Origin of the sequence: Acinetobacter sp. IRS14 (assembly GCF_034650275.1) — a bacterium.
GTDB classification, from domain to species: domain Bacteria; phylum Pseudomonadota; class Gammaproteobacteria; order Pseudomonadales; family Moraxellaceae; genus Acinetobacter; species Acinetobacter oleivorans.
Map to the genome: position 1 here is coordinate 20,587 of NZ_JAOVFN010000014.1, position 17,360 is coordinate 37,946.

The 17,360-nt window shown below is 39.5% G+C and carries 17 protein-coding genes and 1 pseudogene; 7 read left to right on the top strand and 11 right to left on the bottom strand.

Annotated features, from left to right (window positions below; genetic code table 11):
• Positions 1 to 258 precede the first annotated feature (258 nt).
• Complete coding sequence (locus ODQ17_RS12785) at positions 259 to 1,068, top strand: peptidoglycan DD-metalloendopeptidase family protein (protein WP_322904097.1); 810 nt, start codon at positions 259 to 261, stop codon at positions 1,066 to 1,068.
• On the opposite strand, the gene ODQ17_RS12790 is transcribed toward ODQ17_RS12785, so the two are convergent.
• The 3 genes and pseudogenes from ODQ17_RS12790 to ODQ17_RS12800 form a co-directional block, all read right to left on the bottom strand.
• A complete protein-coding gene (locus ODQ17_RS12790) occupies positions 1,065 to 1,490 on the bottom strand; it encodes a GNAT family N-acetyltransferase (protein WP_322904099.1) in 426 nt (141 codons plus the stop codon). The two genes, ODQ17_RS12785 and ODQ17_RS12790, sit on opposite strands and share 4 nt — an antisense overlap.
• Before the next feature lie 95 nt (positions 1,491 to 1,585).
• On the bottom strand, positions 1,586 to 2,008 hold the full coding sequence (locus ODQ17_RS12795; RefSeq protein WP_005041936.1) for an OsmC family protein: 423 nt from the start codon (positions 2,006 to 2,008) through the stop codon (positions 1,586 to 1,588).
• A gap of 135 nt (positions 2,009 to 2,143) precedes the next feature.
• Positions 2,144 to 2,206, bottom strand: a pseudogene (locus ODQ17_RS12800) (hypothetical protein); the annotation flags it as partial.
• A 241-nt stretch (positions 2,207 to 2,447) separates the two neighbouring features.
• On the opposite strand from ODQ17_RS12800, the gene crp reads away from it, so the two are divergent.
• The gene (gene crp, locus ODQ17_RS12805; protein WP_322904103.1) at positions 2,448 to 3,155 is read left to right on the top strand and encodes a cAMP-activated global transcriptional regulator CRP; all 708 of its coding nucleotides are present in this window, start codon (positions 2,448 to 2,450) and stop codon (positions 3,153 to 3,155) included.
• 159 nt (positions 3,156 to 3,314) lie between these two features.
• Positions 3,315 to 4,364 (top strand): NADP(H)-dependent aldo-keto reductase, encoded by a 1,050-nt coding sequence (locus ODQ17_RS12810; RefSeq protein ID WP_322904105.1) that lies wholly within the window; start codon positions 3,315 to 3,317, stop codon positions 4,362 to 4,364.
• 55 nt (positions 4,365 to 4,419) lie between these two features.
• On the opposite strand, the gene ODQ17_RS12815 is transcribed toward ODQ17_RS12810, so the two are convergent.
• The 5 genes from ODQ17_RS12815 to gap all read right to left on the bottom strand — a co-directional run bounded on the left by ODQ17_RS12815 (position 4,420) and on the right by gap (position 9,635).
• Complete coding sequence (locus ODQ17_RS12815; RefSeq protein ID WP_322904106.1) at positions 4,420 to 5,202, bottom strand: M48 family metallopeptidase; 783 nt, start codon at positions 5,200 to 5,202, stop codon at positions 4,420 to 4,422.
• A gap of 115 nt (positions 5,203 to 5,317) precedes the next feature.
• Positions 5,318 to 5,635, bottom strand: coding sequence for a hypothetical protein (locus ODQ17_RS12820; protein ID WP_005299047.1), 318 nt, complete (start codon positions 5,633 to 5,635; stop codon positions 5,318 to 5,320).
• Between the two features lie 119 nt (positions 5,636 to 5,754).
• Positions 5,755 to 7,074, bottom strand: a complete 1,320-nt coding sequence (locus tag ODQ17_RS12825) for an adenylosuccinate synthase (protein ID WP_013198499.1) — start codon at positions 7,072 to 7,074, stop codon at positions 5,755 to 5,757.
• A gap of 63 nt (positions 7,075 to 7,137) precedes the next feature.
• On the bottom strand, positions 7,138 to 8,304 hold the full coding sequence (locus ODQ17_RS12830; protein WP_003652693.1) for an ATP phosphoribosyltransferase regulatory subunit: 1,167 nt from the start codon (positions 8,302 to 8,304) through the stop codon (positions 7,138 to 7,140).
• A 311-nt stretch (positions 8,305 to 8,615) separates the two neighbouring features.
• Positions 8,616 to 9,635, bottom strand: a complete 1,020-nt coding sequence (gene gap / locus ODQ17_RS12835; protein WP_005299057.1) for a type I glyceraldehyde-3-phosphate dehydrogenase — start codon at positions 9,633 to 9,635, stop codon at positions 8,616 to 8,618.
• A 270-nt stretch (positions 9,636 to 9,905) separates the two neighbouring features.
• Here gap and alaS point away from each other — a divergent pair, with 270 nt between their 5' ends.
• From alaS to csrA, 3 genes are all read left to right on the top strand, one after another.
• Positions 9,906 to 12,542 carry an alanine--tRNA ligase gene (alaS, locus tag ODQ17_RS12840; RefSeq protein WP_322904205.1) on the top strand — a complete coding sequence of 879 codons (2,637 nt, stop codon included), beginning with the start codon at positions 9,906 to 9,908 and terminating at the stop codon, positions 12,540 to 12,542.
• 65 nt (positions 12,543 to 12,607) lie between these two features.
• Positions 12,608 to 13,888 (top strand): aspartate kinase, encoded by a 1,281-nt coding sequence (locus ODQ17_RS12845; protein WP_004793772.1) that lies wholly within the window; start codon positions 12,608 to 12,610, stop codon positions 13,886 to 13,888.
• A gap of 245 nt (positions 13,889 to 14,133) precedes the next feature.
• Positions 14,134 to 14,388: a carbon storage regulator CsrA gene (gene csrA / locus ODQ17_RS12850; RefSeq protein WP_004793773.1), complete on the top strand. Its 255-nt coding sequence runs from the start codon at positions 14,134 to 14,136 to the stop codon at positions 14,386 to 14,388.
• A gap of 67 nt (positions 14,389 to 14,455) precedes the next feature.
• Here the strand turns inward: csrA and rnhB are convergent, their stop codons facing one another.
• Complete coding sequence (gene rnhB / locus ODQ17_RS12855; protein ID WP_322904117.1) at positions 14,456 to 15,022, bottom strand: ribonuclease HII; 567 nt, start codon at positions 15,020 to 15,022, stop codon at positions 14,456 to 14,458.
• Between the two features lie 70 nt (positions 15,023 to 15,092).
• A complete protein-coding gene (locus ODQ17_RS12860) occupies positions 15,093 to 15,482 on the bottom strand; it encodes a hypothetical protein (RefSeq protein WP_322904119.1) in 390 nt (129 codons plus the stop codon).
• A 237-nt stretch (positions 15,483 to 15,719) separates the two neighbouring features.
• On the opposite strand from ODQ17_RS12860, the gene ODQ17_RS12865 reads away from it, so the two are divergent.
• Positions 15,720 to 16,277, top strand: a complete 558-nt coding sequence (locus ODQ17_RS12865) for a cytochrome b (protein ID WP_322904121.1) — start codon at positions 15,720 to 15,722, stop codon at positions 16,275 to 16,277.
• 44 nt (positions 16,278 to 16,321) lie between these two features.
• Here ODQ17_RS12865 and ODQ17_RS12870 read toward each other — a convergent pair whose 3' ends face one another.
• Entirely contained in the window at positions 16,322 to 17,320 is a 999-nt protein-coding gene (locus ODQ17_RS12870; RefSeq protein WP_322904123.1) for an adenosine deaminase, read from the bottom strand.
• Positions 17,321 to 17,360 lie beyond the last annotated feature (40 nt).

A 17,360-nucleotide genomic window follows, 5' to 3' on the forward strand; every position in this document is an offset into this window, starting at 1 on the left:
GGGAACATTTCTTCGGATTTCAAATAAAATTTTATATATTTTTCATAATGTTATTAAAATAACAATGAGTAAAACTCCATTATAATATGGGATTATTTTGTATATATTTCAAGTACAGTTCAGCTACATTTTATTAAAATACTTGAATATTTAGCTTCATGCTTATTCATACTACGCTTTTCACAAACTCTTCATTGAGAATTTAATAATTAAGCTTTAGTTTATCTTGTTAGTTTACTACTCGTTTTGAAATGAAAAATGCACTTTAAACACATTCTATTAACAACAACTTGTCTTTTTACTTCGGCACTGGCAGTCGCTCAACTTCCTCAAGACTCAAGAAGACCCGGTGGCATCGCAGTTGTCCCATTAACCACTGATATTACTCAGGTCACTTTTCAACAAAAGCCGGTTTTAATTAGTCACGAAGGTCAGCAGCGTTATGCTGTTGTGGGTATTCCGTTATCTACCCCACTTGGCAGTGTACAACTCGACACGAATAAAACCCCTATTCAAATAGAAATTAAGTCCTATCCCTATGCGGAGCAACGGATTAAAGTCACTAACCAAGATTATGTGAACCCGAACCAAAGCCAGTTAGACCGTTATGCTCAAGAAGCTAAAGAACAAAATGATGTGTATAGCTCATTTACAAAGAGTTCATGGCAAACCTTACCAGCATTTATACGCCCGACTTCAGGGAAATTTTCTAACTCTTTTGGAAGAAAGCGCTTTTTTAATGGTGAAGAACGTGCTCCCCATTCAGGTTTAGATATCCCTGCGCCAATAGGACAAAAAGTTGTTGCACCCGCAGATGGTGTCGTTATCCAAACTGGATCTTATTTTTTTAATGGTCAAACCGTGTTGATTGATCATGGCCAAGGCCTAGTCAGCATGTTCTGCCATTTAAGCGCAATTAAAGTAGAGAAAGGCCAACATATCCGCCAAGGAGAAACTTTAGGTCTGGTGGGCAAAACCGGACGTGTGACAGGCCCTCACCTACATTGGGGTATGAGCCTTAATAATGCTCGGGTAGATCCTCAGCTTTTTCTAAATACAGCTCGTTAATTTAAAGCTTTACGAAAATACTTTGGTGCTTCGATATAGCCTTCTCTTAGGTAAAATTGATGTGCCAAAGGTCTTTGCACTCCAGAATGAAGTTCCATTCGATCACAACCACGGCGCTTGGCTTGTTGCTCAGCTTCTTGTACTAGTAACCGCCCTACACCTTTACTACGCATATTCTCATCAACGCACAGATAGCATATTTTGGCAAAGTCACCCTCTAAGGCAATTTGAGGAATAAAATAAAGAGATAAAAAACCACAAATCTTGCCCTTTTCTTCAGCAACCAAAATTTGTGAGTTAGCGTCATTATGCAATATTTCAAATTTTTTTTGGATAAGAGTGAGTGTCTGTGGGTAGCCCATCTGTTTAAGTAAATCGCATATTGCTTGAGTATCTTCCCATTTGGCAGTACGAATATTCATTTCATCCCTCCTCTTATTTTTTTAGTTATTTTTGACAATAAAAAAGCCAACTCTAATGTCAGCTTCTTTTAATTTTTAGCTATCAAAAAACTGTCTTATTCCGCTTCGATAATTTCAAAGTCATGGGTAATTTCTACACCACCATCGGAAAGCATTTTACTCGCTGAACAATATTTTTCGGCAGACAATTCAACCGCTTTTGCAACTTGCTTTTCTTTAACAGCTTTACCCGTTACCACAAAGTGCAAGTGGATTTTAGTAAAAACAGCCGGAATTGTGTCAGCACGCTCAGCTTTTAAATTACATACAACATTCGTCACATCTTGACGAGATTTCTTTAAAATGGTCACAATATCAAACGAAGCACACCCACCAAGTCCCATTAATAGCAATTCCATAGGACGTGGACCACGGTTTTCACCACCATACTCAGGTGAGCCATCCATAATGACACTATGCCCACTATCTGATTTCGCTTCAAAAGCAACATTCTCTAGCCAATGTACACTTGTTTGCATTGCAACTACCTAAAAAAAATTATAAATTTAAGCAGGGTCTGTTGACATTTCATCTATGGATTGCGTTAGAGCTAAAAATTAATCCAAATAAGACGCAAAACCCAGACAATGGCAATCCTTTGTCCAGTTTTGTTATATAGTTTGTGAAATTTCAGCCATAATCTGAGTTGCCATTTAAGCAGCGCAGGCACAGCGCAAGACCATGTTATTTTGTACGTTCCGTTGTTAAGATCTATTTATTTAGAATGGCTAAATTTCATAGCTCTTGCTTGGTAACGTCTAAAAGAATTGTCTTATGTCGCAACCATCTGTGAAATGTCAACAGACCCTTGTTTTGTACACTAACATAAAATGAGTTGATAAGGAATTTCATCTCTTCTGTGTAATAGCTCATCTCGGGCTTGTGTGAATTGTTTACCCTATTCGGAACATATTAAGCATGACTTCAAATTTTTCACAACTCAGCACAGATGCTTTATCTCCGGGGCAACTACCTGAATCCGTTAAAGCATTGTTAAAACGTGCTCACATCAACAGATATCCAAAACGAACCACAATTGTTGATGCCGGAACAGAGTCGAAATCTTTATATTTAATTTTAAAAGGCTCAGTTTCAATTATTTTACGTGAAGATGACGAACGTGAAATTGTTGTTGCGTATTTGAATCCGGGCGACTTCTTTGGGGAAATGGGGCTTTTCGAACCGAACCCTCAACGTACAGCTGAAGTTCGTACTCGTGATGTCTGTGAAATTGCAGAAATTTCTTACGACAACTTCCACGAACTTAGCAAGCAATATCCGGACTTAAGTTATGCTGTTTTTGCACAACTTGTTCGCCGTCTAAAAAATACAACTCGTAAAATGACAGATCTTGCGTTTATTGATGTGTCTGGCCGTATTGCACGTTGTTTAATCGACTTATCTTCACAGCCAGAAGCAATGATTTTGCCAAACGGTCGTCAAATTCGTATTACTCGTCAAGAAATTGGCCGTATTGTGGGATGTTCACGTGAAATGGTTGGTCGTGTACTCAAGACCTTAGAAGATCAAGGCATGATCCAGACAGACGGTAAAGCTATTCTTATTTTTGATGTTTCATTAGAAGAAGCACCTGTTTCTGATGAAGAATATGATGATGAAGAATAATATTTATTAAGTTTTTAATAAAAAGCAAACTTCGGTTTGCTTTTTTTATATGCAACAATGAGTTAATACACAAAACTTACAAACTATTCTAATTTTATGATTTAAGTTGAATACATATTCTCCGTTAGGCTAACTCAAAATTTCCAAGGATTCCGCTGTATGCAATTTAACCCACTTAGTCGCACAGGCCTCAAACTTCCAGAAATTTGTTTAGGCACCATGACATTTGGTGAGCAAAACTCCCAGCAAGAAGCATTTGAACAACTCAATTATGCTCTGGCACACGGTTTGTATTTTTGGGATACGGCAGAGATGTATTCGGTTCCGCCAAAACCTGAAACCTATGGTGCAACTGAAACAATTATTGGCAATTGGTTTGCCCAAAATGGTCAACGTGACAAAGTCTTTCTTGCCTCTAAAATTGCAGGGCCAGGCTTTGGAGGAACACACATCAGAGAAGGCTATACGCGCTTCAACAGCGATCACATTGCCAAAGCCCTAGATGGCTCCCTGAAACGTCTCCAAACTGACTATATCGACCTCTATCAACTGCATTGGCCTGAACGTAATACCAACTTTTTCGGTACGCTAGCTTATGGCAACCAACAAGCACAAAATGATTACGATACCACTCCTCTAGAAGAAACATTACTTGCTCTACAAGAAGAGATTAACCGAGGACGCATTCGCTATATTGGCTTATCGAATGAAACGCCGTGGGGCACTATGAAATTTTTACATTTGGCTGAAAAGCTAGGTGTCAGTAAGTTTGTAAGTGTTCAAAATCCATATAGCCTTCTCAACCGTACTTATGAAATAGGTATGTCTGAAATTGCTAAATATGAAGATGTTGGTTTACTCGCTTACTCTCCTCTCGCGTTTGGCTACCTCTCTGGCAAGTTTAGAAATGGCGCTCGTCCCGCGAATGCTCGTGTCACATTATTTCCACGTTTTAGCCGCTATAGTAACCCTCAAAGTGAGTGGGCAACTGAGCAATATGCACAGCTAGCTGAGAAACATGGGTTAAGCTTAACTCAAATGGCATTAGCATTTATCAAACAACAATTCTTTGTGACTAGCACAATTATTGGTGCCACTAATCTAGACCAACTTAAAGAAAATATTCAGGCATTTGAAATTGAACTGCCTGCTGAAGTTTTACAAGGTATTGAAGCTATTCATATCCAACAGCCCAACCCTGCTCCTTAAATAAAAAAACGGATGCTTAAGCATCCGTTTTCTTTATCTATAAAAAATTTATATCTTATTTACGGCCATTATAAATAGCCATTGCCGCAGGCAAGTTTTGACGCATATCGCTAATACGCTGAGAGTTAGATGGGTGAGTAGACAAGAATGATGAACCACCGCCACCTTCAAGTTTATTCATTTTTTCCCAAAGTGTAATCGCTGCATTTGGATTATAACCTGCACGTGCCATTAGCATTAAGCCGCCTTGGTCAGCACGACTTTCCAAGCTACGCGAATATGGTAAGCCTACACCGACTTGTGAACCTAACTGAGCCGCAGCCGACCCTAGTTGCCCCACATTACCACCATTAATCTGACTTAAGCCAATATTTAATGCTAAATCAGTTAAAGCTTGAGCACCAATTTTACTTTTTGCATGCTCTTCTAAAGCATGTGTCATTTCATGCCCCATAACAGCTGCAATTTCAGCATCTGTCAGGTTCAATTTATTTACAATGCCTGTATAGAACACCACTTTACCACCTGGTGCTACATAAGCATTAATGGTGTCTGATTTTAGTACTGCCAACTGCCAACTAAAAGGCTGACCAGTTTGGTTCATCTGGTTTGCATACGGTTTTAAACGGTTAAAAACAGCATTAATACGGTTATAGGTACTTGAACTTGTGTCCAGCGTTCCTTTGCCACGCGCTTCCTGCACCATTTTACTAAAACCTTGAGCAGACTGAGCATTTAAGGTTGCAGTATCTGCACCCGCCATGTCCGCTACTGTTGCACAGCCAGAAATGGTCATCACACTTGCCGCACACAAGCTTAAAAAGAGTTTTTTATTCATAACATGGATCACCTAAATCGAGAAAAAGCTGTTTATTCTTTTGCACTTATTATAAGAAATACCACTCCCACTTTGAATGTCTCATTTCTTCATGATCATAGTATTTATGTAACGATCAAGCCGATAAAGTCATCAAATAAATCCAGAAAATTAGACATATTACATTTAAGCCAAGATAAACATAACTTAAAAACTTAACTTTCTCTTCAAGATTAGGGCTTTCTCTTTTCCAGAGTAAATAACTATTTTGTATGAGCACAACAGGAATTAACACACATGCGAACAATACTGACAGACTCATAAACGCGGTCATAAAGAAATCTTCATGATACTCTTGACCATAAATAACTAACATCGCCAATGTCGGTGAACCACCAATAGCGAATAAAAAAGAATAAAAAATTGTTTTCGAAATAGTTGGTTGTAGCTTCATCCTGAGCCCATCATTCCTTATCTATCTAACGTTTTAATCTGAATCGAATAAAACGAAAACTGCACTTTAGTCGGGTATAAAAAAGCCCCCTTTTAGGAGGCCTTTTTAATCTTTGCTAATTAAGCAGAGAATGGATGACGTAAAACAATTGTTTCTGCACGGTCTGGACCAGTTGAAACGATATCAATCGGACATTCGATTAATTGTTCAATACGCTTCACATAAGCTAAAGCATTTGCTGGTAATTGATCGATACTGGTTAAACCAACAGTCGATTCGCTCCAACCTGGCATAGTTTCATAAATTGGTTTCAAGCATTCAAAAGAAACCGCATCAGAAGAACCTACACAGCCTGAATCTGTATTTTCATAGCCCACACAGATTTTTACTTCTTCTAAACCATCTAGAACGTCTAGTTTAGTTAAGCAAATACCAGAAAGTGAGTTTACATCTACAGAACGGCGAAGGATTTCAGCATCAAACCAACCACAACGACGTTGACGACCAGTAGAAGCACCAAATTCATGACCAACTGTACCAAGGTGTTTACCCACTGGGTCACCAGCATCAGCAGCTGCATCGTAAACCAATTCAGTTGGGAATGGGCCAGCACCTACACGTGTTGTATAAGCTTTAGTAATACCTAATACATAATCAAGATGTAAAGGTCCCATACCTGAACCAGAGCTTACGCCACCAGCAGTTGTATTTGAACTTGTAACGTATGGATAAGTACCGTGGTCGATGTCTAAAAGTGAACCTTGAGCGCCTTCAAACATTACAGGCTTACCTTCTTTGCGGTAGTCATGTAACACTTTAGTCACGTCAATCACTAATGGAGCAAGCACTTCGCGCCATTCGTTGCAAAGAGCCAATACATCTTCAAATTTAACAGCTTCTACACCGTAGAACTGAGTTAACTGGAAGTTATGTAACTCAAGCATTTCAGACAGTTTTTCTTCTAATGCCGCGCCACCACGAACAAGGTCAGCAACACGCACTGCACGGCGAGCCACTTTATCTTCGTAAGCAGGACCAATACCACGACCTGTAGTACCGATTTTAGCATTACCACGTTTCTTCTCACGTGCCTGATCAAGTGCAATGTGGTTAGGCAAAATGAGTGGACAGTTTGGAGAAATACGTAGACGTTCTTTAACAGGAACACCTTCTGCTTCCAAAATTCCCATTTCTTCAATTAACGCGGCTGGTGAAAGTACTACACCATTACCAATTAAGCACAATACGTTTTCACGTAAAATGCCTGATGGAATGAGGTGCAATACAGTCTTTTTACCACCTACGACAAGAGTATGACCTGCGTTATGTCCGCCTTGATAACGTACTACCGCAGCCGCCTGATCTGTGAGCAGGTCGACGATTTTACCTTTACCTTCGTCGCCCCATTGGGTACCAAGTACCACAACATTTTTGCCCATAATAGCCTCATTACATCATGCTGTTAAAATTGGAAACCACCAGTAAAAACTTACCGTTGGCGTTTAAATCTTTTCAATATTCCATTGACCATTTTGCGCCACGAGTTGATGGGTCGCGTATGGAATAGAACTTAAATCATCATTACCTAACAATTGAACGACACGTAAACCTTGAGCGCGTGCATTCGAAATTGCTGAGAGTAAATCTTGTTCTGAGCCTTTTGGAGCAACAACAGTTTCTATTTCGGCGAACTGATTTGCACCTAAGGCATATAAATCGCAACTGAAGCCAGTAGCAGGACGTGCACGACCAAAGTGCTCACCAATACCATCGTAACGGCCACCCTGCGCTAACGGCGCAGCACGGTTCGGCGCATATACTGCATACATTAAGCCGGTGTGATAGTGATAACTACGTAGCTCCACAACATCAATACCGATATTGAGATTTGGCCAACGACCTTTTATTTGCTCAAGCGTCGTCTTTAATGCATCTAGTGCTGACTTAAATTCAGCATCTTGCAAAATATTGGCACTTAAATTCGTCTGCAATGCTTCTAAATCACTAGAATAACGACCAAGCGCATAGAAATCAGAACCCATATTGAGGCTTTGAGTAAACTCTGCTAACTCTGGCAATGCTTTTCTTTGATAAAGATCAGACAGTTCATGTTCTTCATTTTTTGACAGGCCAGCATACTTCACTAGACTGCGGAACAAACCTACATGGCCCAAATCTAAATGCGCGCCTTGTAAGGTATAGATGTTCTCAATCAATCCCAGCATAACATCGACCATTTCGACATCAGCTTCGATACTATCGTGGCCATATAACTCTGCACCCAATTGCAAAGGTGCACGTGTGGCATTGAAATTTTGTGGTTTAGTATGTAATACAGTCCCTGAATAACAGTAACGTGCAACACCTTCAACTGGTCTTACATGTGCATCAATACGTGCAACTTGTGGCGTCATATCAGCACGAACACCGAGTAAACGGCCTGAGAGCTGATCAATAACCTTAAAAGTTACTAAATCCAAGTCTTGATTTGATTCTGATAATGAAGACAACGATTCGATGTATTCGATAAATGGTGTATATACCAATTGATAACCTCGCACCGCGAGGAAATCTAAAGCTTCACGGCGAAGTTTTTCAATGACTTGTGCCTGTTCCGGCAATACATCTGCTACCCCGTCAGGCAGCAACCATGTCTCTGAAATGGTCATATTTCAAGCCTAAAATCTGATCAACGTGGAACGACCCCACATAAAAAAATCGGGAACACACCCGATTTCTCTTAGTGTAGCATGATACTTTCTGCCATGCACCTGACAATTTGCATAAATCTTTCTTAATAAACTCTAAAGTCAAAAAGAAGATTTAAACAATTAATAATAATATTCAATATCTTACTCTGCTTCGTTTATATCATAGACAAAAGTTCTTCGACCAAAGAATGGGCCAATATCTGAACTATCGCCCTGTTTGCAATTAACCGACCTTGACTGTTGAATAGCTTTCTTAAGTTATTTTAAATTTAAAAAGAATCACACAAATCTAATAATCGATTTGCATAGCCCCATTCATTATCGTACCAAGCAAATACTTTAGCTTGATGCCCAACGACCATAGTCTGAGTTAAATCAACGATAAGTGAATAAGGTGAATGGTTAAAATCGCTTGAAACTAAAGGCTCATCAGTCACTGCCATAATTTCTGCATAGTCTGTTTGAGATGCTTTAATTAGCAATTCATTAATATGATGCACAGTAATTGGAGATTGCGCGATAAAAGTTAAATCAATTGCAGCTACATTAATAGTAGGTACCCGAATTGAATAACCATCTATACGGTCTTCCATTTTAGGCATAACACGTTTTAATGCACCGAGTGCACTAGACGTGGTCGGAATAATATTTTGCCCTGAAGCTCTAGCGCGGCGCAAATCACGATGTGCGTGATCGAGTACAGATTGGTCTGCCGTTACTGCATGAATTTCAGTCATAAGCGCTGTTTCAATACCAAAAGCATCATCAATGATTTTTACCAATGGAACCAAAGCCTGCGTAGTACATGAAACGCTTGATATGATCTGATCAGTCACTTTGACTTCATGATGGTTCACACCATAAACAATGGCTGCATCGACATGATCAAAAGGCGCTGCCCCAATAATCACCCGCTTCGCCCCTGCTTGTAGATGACGCGTTGCATCAGCGTGAGAACGGAACAGTCCTGTACACTCAAGTACCACATCAATATCTAAACTAGACCATGGTAAAAGTTCAGGTTGTTCCTGCTTTAAAACCTCAACTTTTAGCGCTCGTTGATTTGACTGAATATTCAAAAAAACTTTTTCATTTTCAATGAATATTTCCACATTTCCATTGAAGCGGCCATGTGTTGAGTCATATTTAAATAAATGCACTAATGTTTGCACATCTGCTATGTCGTTAATCGCCACGATTTCAAATTGAAATTGTTTTGAGCTCTCAAACCAGGCACGTAAAACATTACGTCCAATTCGGCCAAACCCATTAATGGCGATACGTTGCATGACCTATCCTTATCTACAAAACTACAGGCTAAAGAAGACATATAGTAAAGCACCTCACGCCCAATTGAATATAGATTTTTAGCCAAATCACAGTTTTGTAAGATATTCCTTTTAAAATCGTTGGTTCGGTGGGGTTTTTCCGCTACAATTTAGCGTTTTTAAAAAATAAGCCCCGTATCACATGCTAAGGTTTGGCATAAAACAAACAGGCATTGATACATTTAGCCAAATTCGAAAATATGGAGTGACTTGGTTGTGAGTACTCGTTTAATGACATCTGCTGAAATTCGTGAAGCATTTTTGCGCTACTTTGAGACGCAAGGGCATACACGTGTCGCGTCGAGTTCTCTTGTTCCTGCCAACGACCCAACTTTATTATTTACAAATGCTGGGATGAACCAGTTTAAAGACTGCTTCTTAGGTCTTGAAAAACGTGACTACGTACGTGCAACGACATCACAAAAATGTGTACGTGCTGGTGGTAAACACAATGACTTAGACAACGTTGGTTACACTGCTCGTCACCATACATTCTTTGAAATGTTAGGTAATTTCTCATTTGGTGATTATTTCAAGCGTGATGCACTTAAATTCGCTTGGGAATTTTTAACTAGCGATGAATGGTTAGCTCTCCCTAAAGACCGTTTATATGCGACCGTTTATCACACCGATGATGAAGCTTATGACATCTGGAATAAAGAAATTGGTTTAGCGCCTGAACGTATTATCCGTATTGGTGATAATAAAGGCGAAAAATACGCATCTGATAACTTCTGGGCAATGGGTGACACCGGTCCATGTGGTCCATGTTCTGAAATTTTCTTTGACCATGGTGATCACATTTGGGGTGGTTTACCAGGCACACCTGAAGAAGATGGCGACCGTTTTATTGAAATCTGGAACAACGTTTTCATGCAGTTCAACCGTACTGCTGATGGCGTGCTTCACCCTCTCCCTGCTCCATCTGTTGATACAGGTATGGGCTTAGAACGTATCTCTGCTGTATTGCAACATGTTAATTCAAACTACGACATTGACCTGTTCCAACATTTATTAAAAGCTGCTGCAAACATTATTGGCATTGAAGACGAAGGTCAGCCTTCTTTACGTGTTGTTGCAGACCATGCTCGTTCATGCTGCTTCTTAATTGCTGATGGTGTAAACCCTAGCAATGAAGGTCGTGGTTATGTACTACGCCGTATTATCCGCCGCGCTGTGCGTCATGGTAATAAGCTTGGTGCAACTGGTACATTCTTCTACAAAATGTTGCAACCTTTAATCGAAGTTATGGGTGAGGCTTATCCTGAACTCGCAGCTCGTAAAGATGTGATTGAAGTAACTTTAGTTCGTGAAGAAGAACAGTTTGCTAAAACACTTGAGCAAGGTTTAAAACTACTTGAAGGTGAACTTGCTCAGTTAAAAGACAAGACTATTCCTGGTGCGACAGTCTTCAAACTTTACGACACTTACGGCTTCCCAACAGACTTAACTGCTGATATTGCACGTGAACGTGACTTTATTATTGACGAAGCTGGTTTTGAAGTAGAAATGGCTGCTCAGCGTCAACGTGCTCGTGATGCTGGTAAATTCGCTATTGACTATAACAGCATTGTACAAGTTGAAGGCGAAACCCAGTTTGATGGTTACATCAACACTACTGGTCAAGGCCAAATTGTAGCGATCTATAAAGATGGCGTACAAGTTGATGAAGTTTCTGAAGGCGATGAAGCACTTATCGTTTTAAACCAGACTCCTTTCTATGCAGAAAGTGGTGGTCAGATTGGTGACACAGGTATCTTCAAAAACGAAACTGGTATTTTTGAAGTTCAAGATACCAAAAAGTCAGGCGGTGCCTTTGTTCATCAAGGTATTGTGACCGTTGGTAACCTCAAAGCTGATCAAAACGTTGAAGCAATTGTTAAAGCAGATATTCGTGAAGCTACTGCGCGCAACCACTCGGCAACTCACTTATTACATGCTGCTCTACGTCAAATTTTAGGTTCACACGTACAACAAAAAGGTTCTTTAGTTGCAAGTGATATCTTACGTTTTGACTTTGCTAACGACCAACCTGTAACTTTTGAACAGTTACAACAGGTTGAGCGTTTAGTTAATGCAGAAATTATTGCAAATACAGCTGTAACCACTGAACTTCTTGACATCGAAGCGGCAAAAGCCAAAGGTGCCATGATGTTGTTCGGTGAAAAATACGGTAACGAAGTTCGTGTTCTCGCTATGGGTTCAGTGATTGATGAGAAAAACTTCTCGATTGAACTTTGTGGTGGTATTCACGTTAAGCGTACAGGTGATATTGGTTTATTTAAAATCACTTCTGAAGGCGGTGTAGCTGCTGGTGTACGTCGTATTGAAGCGGTTACAGGTACTAAAGCTTTAGATGTAGTACAAAAAACTGATGCTGATATCCAGCACATTAATGGCTTATTAAAAGCACAGAAAGACCAAACTGTTGAGCGTGTACAGGCTAATGTAGAACTTGTTTCTGCATTACAAAAGCAGATTGAACAGCTCAATCAGAAATTGGCAAACTTCCAAGCGTCAGAATTGATTGATCAGGTACAAACGATTTCTGGTCGTCAAACGCTTATTACCACTGTTCAAGGTGTAGACGCGAAATCACTTCGCAACTTACATGACAGTGTTAAATCAAAATTAGAGAATGCAGTTATTGTGTTAGCTGGCGTAGAGGGTGACAAAGTTAGCCTACTTGCTTCAGTTGCATCACAATACACTGCAAATCTAAAAGCAGGTGACATCATCAAACATCTAGCAACCGAGTTAGGTGGTAAAGGTGGTGGTAAACCTGACTTAGCACAAGGTGGCGCGCCACTTAACGAGAAGTTTGGACAAGTTATTGCTGCATTACCTGCATGGCTTGAACAAAAATAAGACTTCACTTTTTGTGTAACTGACCCTGAAAAGCCTCTCAGGGTCATGGCTTATATGGAAAAACTATGGCATTAATCGTTCAAAAATATGGCGGTACTTCTATGGGTACCCCCGAGCGCATTTTAAATGTTGCTCGTCGTGTTAAGCGTTGGCATGATCACGGTCACAAGGTTGTTGTGGTCGTATCTGCAATGAGTGGTGAAACAAACCGCTTACTTGCTCTCGCTAAAGCCATTACCGAAACACCTGACCCACGCGAGTTAGACCAAATGGTTTCAACCGGTGAACAGGTGACGATTTCCATGTTAGCTATGGCACTTAATTCGATTGGTGTGGAAGCTAAATCCTATACCGGACGTCAAGTCGGTATTAAAACTGACAGTGCATTTACCAAGGCGCGTATTGAGTCTATTGATACAGATGTCATGACCAATGACCTAGATGCAGGCCGTGTTATTGTTGTTGCAGGTTTTCAAGGCTTTGACGCTAATGGAAATATCACAACACTAGGCCGCGGTGGTTCAGATACTTCTGGTGTTGCTCTTGCTGCTGCCCTAAAAGCAGATGAATGCCAAATTTACACTGATGTAGATGGCGTTTACACCACTGACCCGCGTGTTGCTCCTAAAGCTAAAAAAATTGACCGTATTTCTTTTGAAGAAATGCTAGAAATGGCTTCATTAGGTTCAAAAGTTTTACAAATTCGCTCAGTAGAATTTGCCGGAAAATATCAAGTTCCTTTACGTGTATTATCAAGTTTTGATAATGATAACGATGGCGCGTTTGACGAAGAATTTAAAGAAAATGTAGGTACACTCATTACGACTGAGGCGGAAGATACTATGGAACAGCCAATTATTGCAGGTATTGCTTTTAACCGTGACGAAGCAAAATTAACGATTTTAGGTGTACCTGATGAACCGGGTATTGCTTCTAAAATTTTATCACCAGTAAGTGATGCCAATATTGAAGTCGACATGATAGTGCAAAATGTTGAAGAAGATGGCACAACAGATTTCACTTTCACTGTAAACCGTGTTGATTTAGCAAAAGCTGAAAAAATCTTAAATGAAACTGCCAAAAATATTGGTGCACGTGAAGTTTCAACACGTGATGACATCGTTAAAGTGTCTATCGTAGGTGTAGGTATGCGTTCACATGCAGGCGTAGCGAGCAAGATGTTCACTGCCCTAGCTGACGAAGGCATCAACATTCTTATGATTTCAACTTCTGAAATTAAAGTTTCTGTCATTATTGATGAGAAATATCTTGAACTTGCTGTTCGTTGTCTACATACCGCTTTTGGTTTAGATCGTGAACATGGTGAAAGCAGCGCCCGCGCTTAATTTTACCAAACGGTCAATAATTCATTAAAAAATGTTTACTTGTCCGACAATAATCAAAGAAAACACAGAGCCGCTATAGTTTTTTTTATAGCGGCTCTGTTATATTAAACGGAAAGTTTTTTGGCAGTGATTATCAAAATATGACTTTGTTCTCATATTTCTGTTAGAATCTGACTGAAAACTGAGGTTGAGCTTTTATTTGGGTACCAATATTGCAGTTTTAAGCGTTTAGCAAGGAGATAAACATGCTGATTCTGACCCGCCGTGTCGGGGAAACATTAATGATTGGGGATCAAGTCAGTGTTACTGTGCTTGGCGTCAAAGGAAACCAGGTTCGTATTGGTGTGAATGCACCAAAAGAGGTTTCTGTTCATCGCGAAGAAATTTATCAACGTATTCAACATGAACGTGCAATGCATGAACACCTTCAACATCTTGATCAAGATTATCAAGTTTCTTTTGAAGATGATAATTATGCGCAGAAAAACTTCAATCGTTAATATGAAGTTATTCTCTCCCTAATTAAAGCGACTTTCTAGTCGCTTTAAATTTTTTAGGACTTTGTATTTATAGGCCTAGAGCACGTTTAACAGGAGCATAGCTGCGGCGGTGCTGATCAATTACCCCATGCGCTGCAATCGCTTCAAAATGCGCTTTAGTTGGATATCCTTTATGTTTGGCAAAACCAAATAATGGATATTGCTGATCTAATTCTGCCATTTGTCGGTCACGTGTAACCTTTGCCAGAATACTCGCTGCACTGATCTCAGGATGACTTGCATCTCCCCCAACAATAGCTTCACAAGGAATAATGATTCCTTTTGGAATTTGATTCCCGTCTACAATCACTTTTTGTGGTTGAGTTTTTAAACCATCAACTGCGCGCTGCATGGCCAAAAAAGTCGCTTGTAAAATATTTAATTCATCAATTTCAGCGTGTGTTGCTTCTGCAATTGACCAAGCTAAGGCTTTTTCTTGTATTTCAATAAACAACTTTTCACGTTTCTTTTCAGTTAATTTTTTAGAATCATTTAATCCCTCAATTGGATTATTCGGATCTAAAATAACAGCCGCTGCCACAACGGAACCTACTAATGGGCCACGTCCCGCCTCATCTACACCAGCAATAAACATTTACTCTTCACCTTTAAACAAAAGAGGCTGATCAATAGTAATCAGCCTTCTTTAATACAAAAATCATTAATTACTTTTGTAAAGCTTCTGCCACACACTCATTTACAGTTTTTGAAACCACTTGGTTTACAATTGTAGCACGTGCATTTACATCAAATGCAGCCGCTGCTAATTCTACTGCCGTTACACTATTTGGTGCCTTTTCGCTCACACAACCACAAACATTAGTTTGAATGCTATCACGTTGCTCAGCAGTCATAAGCTTTGTTGCTGTTTTCCAAGCGGCAACATTATTAATCTCTGTAATACATTTCGCATTTACAGCAACTTTTAATGCAGCCACACCCAACTGCTGAGTTGTTGTTTGTGCAGAAGTAGCGCCTGTACTCGTACCTGTAGTCGTTGCACACGCTGTTAAAGCTAAAACAACTGGCGCTAGAGCGAGCATCAATTTTTTCATCATTTTTTCCTTTGATTGAACGTTGGCAGCGCGTATTGTGCCTAAACTCGACTTTAGAAGAAACAAATAATTTGATGCATTTATGCAATCTTTTTTCCCCAGCATAACTCAGCTCATCAAATGCATTTTTCCTTAAACGTTCTGTTTTTAGCACGCTCTGTTACATTTAAAACATTTCTCAAAATCAGTGCTTTCTCATAAAATTGAAAATCAAAACGACAAAAAAATAGGTTTTTTATGCCTGCTGTTTCATCTCAGTATTACACCCGTACCGCACAAATCCTGCATTGGGTGATGGCAATCATTTTCATCGCAGCATGGGCTATTGGTTTCTATAGTGGAAATTTTTTAAGTTATGACGTTGATGGTCCCTTTAAAGGCGATGTCATTACGCTGCACAAAAATATTGCGACCACCATTATCTTTTTGGTGATTATCCGGATTTTATGGCGGTATACACATCCAGCTCCCAAACTACCTGATACCATGTCTCCAACAATGAAAACTTTGGCACATGTTGGTCATCTATTGCTTTATGTGATTTTGGTGGCTTTACCTGTCACTGGTTGTTTATTTAGCTGGAGCGCTGGTCACCCTGCCCCTGTTTTATATTTATTTGAAATTCCGCGTTTAGTTCAAAAAAATGATGAGCTTTTAGCTATCGTTAAACCTTTACATATTTATATTTCTTGGTTTGCAGGCCTGCTGATTGTTGGACATGTACTAGCAGCTTTAAAACATCACTTTGTTGATAAAGACAATATTTTAAATAGTATGACCAAACAACCTAAATAAAACGTATGTATAAAAAAACCGCCTGAAATAGGCGGTTTTTTTATTTAGATTTTTTGGATTTCTGCAATCCACTTTTGTTTTTCTTCATCAGAAATGAACGAGGCTTCAAAAGAGTTAATTGCGAGTTGCTTCAACTCATCATTGTTTAAGTCTAAAGCTTGTTGGATAGCAAAGAAATTATCATTCATATATCCACCGAAATATGAAGGATCATCTGAGTTAACCGTCACGTGTACGCCTTTTTGCAATAGACGACGGATATTATGATCTTTCATATCCTTAACAACGCATAGCTTTAAGTTACTTAAAGGGCAAACAGTTAAAGGCATTTTTTCGTTAATTAAACGCGTCATTAATTGTTCGTCTTCTTCAGAACGTACACCATGATCAATACGGTTCACTTTGAGTAGATCTAAAGCTTCCCATACATATTCAGGTGGACCTTCTTCACCAGCGTGAGCAACGATCAAGAAACCTTCTTCACGTGCCTTAGCAAAAACACGTTCAAATTTAGCTGGCGGATGCCCTACTTCACTTGAATCGAGGCCGACTGCAATAATGTCTTGTTTAAATGGTAAAGCCTGTTCAAGTGTTTCAAATGCAGCTTCTTCACTTAAATGACGCAAGAAACACATAATCAGTTGAGAGCTGATACCAAACTTAGCTTTAGCATCTGCACACGCACGCTTTAAACCGCTAATCACTGTTGAGAATGCAACACCACGATCAGTGTGGGTTTGCGGGTCGAAGAACATTTCTGTATGAACGACATGATCTTCGGCGCATTTTTCAAAATAAGCCCATGCTAAATCATAAAAGTCTTGTTCATGTACAAGAACATTCGCACCAGCATAGTAAATATCTAAGAATGATTGAAGATTATGAAAGTTATAAGCTTGCTTTACTTCTTCAACAGATTTGTAAGGAATCTGAATCTGATTGCGCTGGGCAATTGCAAACATTAATTCAGGTTCAAAAGTCCCTTCAATATGCACATGCAATTCGGCTTTTGGTAAGGCGCGAATCAGCTCGACTTGATTCATATTAACTCCACATCTAAAGAAAAAAGGGTGTGGTCAAAAT